3 protein-coding genes and 1 pseudogene are annotated in these 6,442 nt (G+C 53.0%); 1 reads left to right on the forward strand and 3 read right to left on the reverse strand.

The features are described from left to right. The first annotated feature begins 1,252 nt into the window (after positions 1 to 1,252). Positions 1,253 to 2,362 carry an alanine racemase gene (alr, locus tag OKC28_RS22625; RefSeq protein WP_270691143.1) on the forward strand — a complete coding sequence of 370 codons (1,110 nt, stop codon included), beginning with the start codon at positions 1,253 to 1,255 and terminating at the stop codon, positions 2,360 to 2,362. 223 nt (positions 2,363 to 2,585) lie between these two features. On the opposite strand, the gene OKC28_RS22630 is transcribed toward alr, so the two are convergent. The 3 genes and pseudogenes from OKC28_RS22630 to OKC28_RS22640 all read right to left on the reverse strand — a co-directional run. After that, positions 2,586 to 3,725 (reverse strand): pectate lyase family protein, encoded by a 1,140-nt coding sequence (locus tag OKC28_RS22630; RefSeq protein ID WP_270691144.1) that lies wholly within the window; start codon positions 3,723 to 3,725, stop codon positions 2,586 to 2,588. 229 nt (positions 3,726 to 3,954) lie between these two features. Then, positions 3,955 to 6,198 (reverse strand): right-handed parallel beta-helix repeat-containing protein, encoded by a 2,244-nt coding sequence (locus OKC28_RS22635; protein ID WP_270691145.1) that lies wholly within the window; start codon positions 6,196 to 6,198, stop codon positions 3,955 to 3,957. Positions 6,199 to 6,319: 121 nt separating this feature from the next. Next, positions 6,320 to 6,442: pseudogene (locus OKC28_RS22640) on the reverse strand (IS630 family transposase); the annotation flags it as partial.

Here is a 6,442-nt window from a genome sequence, read left to right on the forward strand (position 1 = left end):
TCGGCTCAAACATGAAGAAATGAAATGACTGAGTCAGCCGAGAAGAATTTCCCCGCTTATTCGCACCTTCCCTAAGGACTCCCCTCTCCTCACGTGTTGATCTTTATCAAGCCACAGGGCATTACCAAAATATAAAACCCATCACCATTAATCAAAAAAACCATATGTAGCAAACTCTTAACTCTTCCAGCACTGGCTTACACAAATACCCACAAGGGGGTAATTAATGCTGGAATTGAATTAACAACATTAAAATTACACATTAATTCTCGATGCTAAATATTCAGAGCGGATACCTGATCACACAAATTATCCCATGCAGGTGTTACTGACACTGAGTAATCCCGGTGAAAATAAACACCGCTACCAGATACACCTTTATTTAATGTAAATGAAATATTACTGAAGCGAACGGAGGTACCAATAAGACGCGCTATCATATGGCCAGGTATTTAATCGACAGGCATGAGAAGCTGACACGAAAAGCCTCAAAAGGGTCGTCCACTTGCTGCGCAGGCTCCTCCAATGGCGACAGCGTATCACAAGCACGCCAACCAATGACTCATACGAGAGCCTTCATCATTGCCTCGGAGGCCCTGCTTGTACATATTGCCCTGTTCCAAATACCAGTGACATATCATCGCTCATCAACACAGGGTTTCTCGTATCAGGCATACAGAGATAATGGAAAAGAGGGGGGAAACCACTGTGGATTTTTCTCTTGTCGCTATGTCCCCTTGCGATCCTCAGGGAGCAATTCGTTTCCTGGCTGCAGACAGAAATAATTCCCCGACAAGAAAACGCGATAGAAATCACCAGCCAAAAAACATTGGCAGATGAAAATGCCATGATTTTGTCAAAAAACGATTATTCATCATACACTATTTACCATTACAAGCACGACTGGTAACATAATTAAAACATAAGCAGGTGTATGTGCTAACAGTGTAGTGACCATGCCCCCTACAAAGTCGCTACCTGTATTGAAGCAGTTCACCATGGAGGGCTCAGACAAACTGGCCGATATTTTATATCCATATACCAGTGAGGGTTTATTTGTAAAATAGGTATTAGCCCGTCAGCACATGGCTGAATATAAAGATAATGCCTATGCCAATTAGATATTCAAATGACATTGTAAATCTTTAATCGCACAAGGAGTGCGATGACTGAATGACGTTTGCCAAACACGCCATGCTTATTGTGCTGCCGGCAATATCCACCTTCATTTTCATGGAAGAAATAACCCATCATGAATACTGTTACTGCCAGCATCGATGTGGATGCACTGCACCATAATTTTGCCGTTGTGCGGCGCCATGCTCCCCACAGCAAGATCATAGCGGTGCTCAAAGCCAACGCATATGGACACGGTCTGTTGCAAGTCGCCAATACCCTGTCTCAGGCGGATGCCTATGGGGTGGCGCGGATCGAAGAGGCGCTGGTTCTGCGGGCCAACGCCATCACCAAGCCCATTCTGGTGCTGGGTGGATTCTTCTCGGCAGAGGCACTCCCCCTGCTGGCGGCTCACAACCTACAGACCACCATTCATACCTGGGATCAGCTGGCACTGCTTGAGCAGGCCTACCTGCCGACACCGATCACCGTCTGGCTCAAGCTTGATACGGGAATGAACCGGCTGGGGCTCAGGGCGCAGGATATTCCCGCCTTTGTCGAGCGGCTGGCCAACTGCAAGAACGTGGTGCAGCCCTTTCATCTCATGACCCATTTCAGCCAGTCCGACGAGCAGGACAGCCAAGCCACCCCGCAGCAGATCGAGGAGTTCAATGCACTCACAGCACGGATGCAGGGCGAGAGGGCCATGGCCAACTCGGCGGGGATCCTGGCCTGGCCAGACTCTCGCAGCGACTGGATAAGGCCGGGTATCATGCTCTATGGCGCCTCCCCCTTTGGCGGACAGCTGGCATCTGATCATGATTTGCGTCCCGTCATGACCCTCAAGAGCCAGCTCATCGCCATCAGACAATGCGAGCAAGGGGAGTCGGTAGGATATGGCGGCCATTGGGTGGCCCATCATGACACCACTCTGGGCGTGGTTGCGGTCGGCTATGGGGATGGATATCCACGCATGGCACCTCAGGGAACCCCTGTGCTCATCAATGGTCGGCGGGTCCCCATAGTGGGGCGAGTGTCCATGGACATGATCACGGTCGATCTTGGGCCCGGTGCCGGTGACAAGACGGGGGATGAGGTGATCCTGTGGGGGGATGGTCTGCCGGTGGAGCAGGTGGCAGAAAAGATAGGAACCATCCCCTATGAGCTCCTGACCCGACTCACTTCCCGGGTCTTTATCAAGCTCACTCATCAATGCGATCGGGCATTGTCGCTGTCAGGGGCTTGAGCCCTCTTCCTATGTGACCAGCTCTCGCCTCGTCCTGCGGTTGCATCAGTTCAGCCCGCCGCCGAGACAGGCCTGCATGAAAAAACATCCCGGGCAATCTGCTTGCCCGGGATCTGGCTGTTGGCCGTACCAGCTCACCAGCCTTGTCGCCAGAATGAGCGACAACGCTCATCCCGTCAGCGCTCAAAGTAGCGGCAGACAAGCTGTGCCCAGCCCAAAGCGACTAGATCTTGCCGACCCCGGCGTTGGCCTTGATCAGGTTTGGCAACTTGCCAGGCTCCACCGGGTTGTAGCTGTAGGGGGGTTGGGGCAGAGCACTGGAGAAGCTGCATTTTCCCGACAAGGTCATGCCAGCATTGTTCAATACAGAACCACTGTCTTTGAACAGGGTACCGGTGAAGCTTTTCACCAACTCGCAACCATCGATTGCACCATTGACGGAGAAATAGTTTTTCTCGGAGAGCACGCCCCCCTCCTTACCAATGCCAAAGCTGTAGAGGTAGGGATAAACAGGACGGGTGATATCCCCCAAGTAGAGGTTGTTATAGGCATGGACACGACCAAACCGCACTCTGGGTACCCGCTGAGTCACGTCTTCAAATAAGTTATTGTGAAGGGTGACGCGTAATTTCCCTGCATCCTGACTTTTATTACTGTCGCTATGACCAATCAACATTGTCTTGTCATGCTGATTGAAATGGGAGTGAGAGACGGTGATATAGTCAGAACCTTTTTTGATATCCAGCATGCCGTCGTGCTGCACGTATTTCCAGCCATCTTTCTTGCCATATTGATCATCGGTAAAGCTGCCATCGGAAAAAGTAACGTGATCGACCCACACATGTTCTGATTCCGAAATGGTGAGGCTATCCCATTCGGCATTCCAGCCATCACCACTTTCAAATTTTGGTGCCACATCCACCGGTGTTTCCAGATACAGGTTGCGGATGATGACATTGTTTACCTTGCTGACCACCAGGCTGCCGTTGACAATTTTGGCGTTTTTATCTGTGCCGATCAGAGTGGTATTGGCAGTGAGCGGGATCTGGCTACGGCTCTTCTGATCTGCAACGGAACGATACGGGGCCCCCTCACTGATATCCAGGGTGCCTATCACCTGGATGATCTTGGCACTGTCGCCCCCATTCTTGATGGCATCCACCAGTTGCTGCTTGTTCCTGACCTGATAGATGTTGGCACTGGTTGCCTTGCTACCACCCGTGGTGCCAGCATCATATCCGGCCCACCCCGACTTGGGCGCAACCTCGGTAGCCTTGGCAATCAAGAGTGCGGCGCTGTAAGCAGGCATGGTGAACAATGCCAGCACTGCGGCTACGCCTGAACAGACGAGGGTCTTTTTCATATTTATTCCTTCAATTGAAAAATAGCACAGTAAAAGCCTCACCCAGGTTCCGTGAGGGGGAAACAGACAGCCCCAATAGACAAGGCCACCATAAATATCAGATGACATAATCATCAGGTATATATTCAATGCATTTACGTCTGTTGGTGGGTGGCTAGACCTTCGCCACCCACCCAATAACGGGAAGATATCAATCCCTTATTAACATTCCCCAACATGATCATTTCAATTAGGGTGACACAGCCCATGGCATGATCAAATTTCCGGCACCGTCGCGCTCGAGCGTAGCCATATCCTCAAGAGATCTGGCCAGTAATATCTGCTGGTGCTTGTCCATCGGTTCGGGGGCATGCCACGGCTTGACGACCTGGTTGCCCAGATAATCGGCATATTTCCCTTGCTGGCGATAATGCAGTGACACATTATCCATGAAGGTGACCTTATGCTGTCCAATCCCATAGGGGTTATCGCGCATGATGTAGTTATAACGGGCATTATCCAGGGCAATATTCCCCTTGAGCAGCAGCGCCCCCGTATTGAAGTTATCGGTAAATCCGTCCATGTTGTTGCGCACCGAGAGGGAGCCGTAAATTTGGTGGGCAACCGGTTGCCCTTCTCCCCCCAACTTGAATCCGTTCCCTATGGTGCCTGCCGGAGCCGGATGCCCGAACGGCAGCCCGTTGCCATAAGCCACGCTGTTGATAATGGTCACGGCTTGATTGGGGCCATCTTCAATCTTGTTGAACAGATCCCAGCCATCATCTGCATTGTTGTGAGCCACACAGCCCTTGAACAAGTTACCCGGCCCCACGCCCAGCTTGGCGGCAAACCCGTCGGCATTGATCCCGGATTCATCGCGGTTATTGTAAGAATCACTGTTGATGACCTGGTTGTATGCAGGCCACAGGCTGGCCTGACCATACACACCATTGCCGGTGATCCAGACGCCAGTGTCGGCATTGTTGCGAGCAATCAAACGCTCAAGCCGATTATGGCTGCCCGCCACCCGCAAGAAGGCAGGATCGTGCTCGGCCTTGGCGCCATCGGGGTTGCCATCAAACACCAGACCATCCAGATGCCAGAAGCTGGCATTGAGTTGCGATGTCTGGCCGGTAAAGATTGCCCGATGGCGATGCTCGGCCACCAGCCGCTTGGGCTCTCCCGGCAGGCCACTCTGCTCGGCTGCAAGTGTCATCCCCGGATAATGGCCATCTGCCAGCACTATGGTGCCGCCCGGAACCAACTGCTCAAGGGCAGTGGCCAGATCCACAGGTGCGGTACGGGTGCCCGCATTGTCAGCTTGCCCAGTTGGGGAGACATAAATGTGGCGAACATCCGCAACCCGGGCCGGCTCTCTGGTGATGACGATTTGTTGTACCGTTTGTTCTACTGCAGTAGCGACAGGCAGGCTGGCCGGCGTAAATGTCAGCAGCAGCAGATTTTCTCCCTCTGCCAACACCAGCGGCAACTGGCTGAAACGGCCCGCTTGCAGCGTCACTGTTTGCCCCGCCACTTGCAAGGTCCCCGCCAGATTGCTGCGCACTTGCAGCAGATAGGAGAGCTGGGAGCTGCTGGTGGCGGAGGCTATCTCCAGCAGAGGTGACTGATCTGCTGCGGGTGCACTCGGCTCATCCACCATGGCGATGGGGCCCCCCAATGTCAGACTGGCATTGTCAAAACGCACCTTGGCGTTGCGGGCGGCAAAAAATCCCAGATAGGCGTGGCGAGGATCCTGGTTGTCGAGCAGACCCGGTTTATCGACCACCCGCTGCACGGCCTGCCGTTGGCCATCCGGTGTCGACCAGGTCAGCTCAAACACTCCTTGTTTGCGTTCAAGGCGCAGCAGGAAGTGCCCATCATCGAGGGAGACCCCCTTCTGATAAGGGATACGCTCCACCTTCACCCCTTCGTTACCCCAAGGATTGACCACCCCTTGGCGCGCCACTGACACCAGGTCAACGCGATTGTCGTCACTCTTGTTGTGTGTCTGCACGGCATTGAGCACCATATTAGCCGCATGGGGAAACTCCTCATGGCCGAGGGGTTGCGGTACCTTGCGCTGGGGTCCCAGGCTGTCCCTGACAAAGAGCCCGACCCCCTCCTGCCCATTGGGCGTCTTGCCGTTTTCAGGGCCGAACTGCGAGATGCTCACTTCCGCCTGCAAGACGAAAGCCCGATCAACCGGGATGGCCTGATAAAACACCGTCATTCCATCATGGGAATTGGCCAGCTTGCCGCCTCGGCTCTCCAGTATGAAAGAGGCAGGCAAGGGATGGGCGACATCGGCCCGCAGCGGCGCCTCTCCCTCGCTGCGGCTAACCTGATTGACACCGACTTTGGCTGGCAGCACATTGCTGGAAAAATTGCTGTCAGTGGACTGGCCAAATGCCTTGTAAAACCAGGCATCCGTTTGCGCAGACGCAGCAGAGGCCATCAGCATGCTTAAAAAAAGCACTGAATAGTTTGTTTTCATTTTCTCAATCCAATCATATTTGATGGAATATGGCAGGCGAATAAATAGAGATGTGCCCGCCCCTCTATAGAAAGAGGTGACATATATTTTTGACAAAACTAAATAACTGATCCCAATAGTGCTACACCTTCGCTGTGCCATAGCCATTCCCCGGGAAAGGAGACACTGTATCCATGAAGTGTTTCACTCGGGCCAGCAGGTTTGCCATCCCTCTGCATTGATGATTGCGCGTGATGGTTTCATG

Origin of the sequence: Aeromonas sp. D3 (genome assembly GCF_027705025.1) — a bacterium.
GTDB lineage: Bacteria > Pseudomonadota > Gammaproteobacteria > Enterobacterales > Aeromonadaceae > Aeromonas > Aeromonas salmonicida.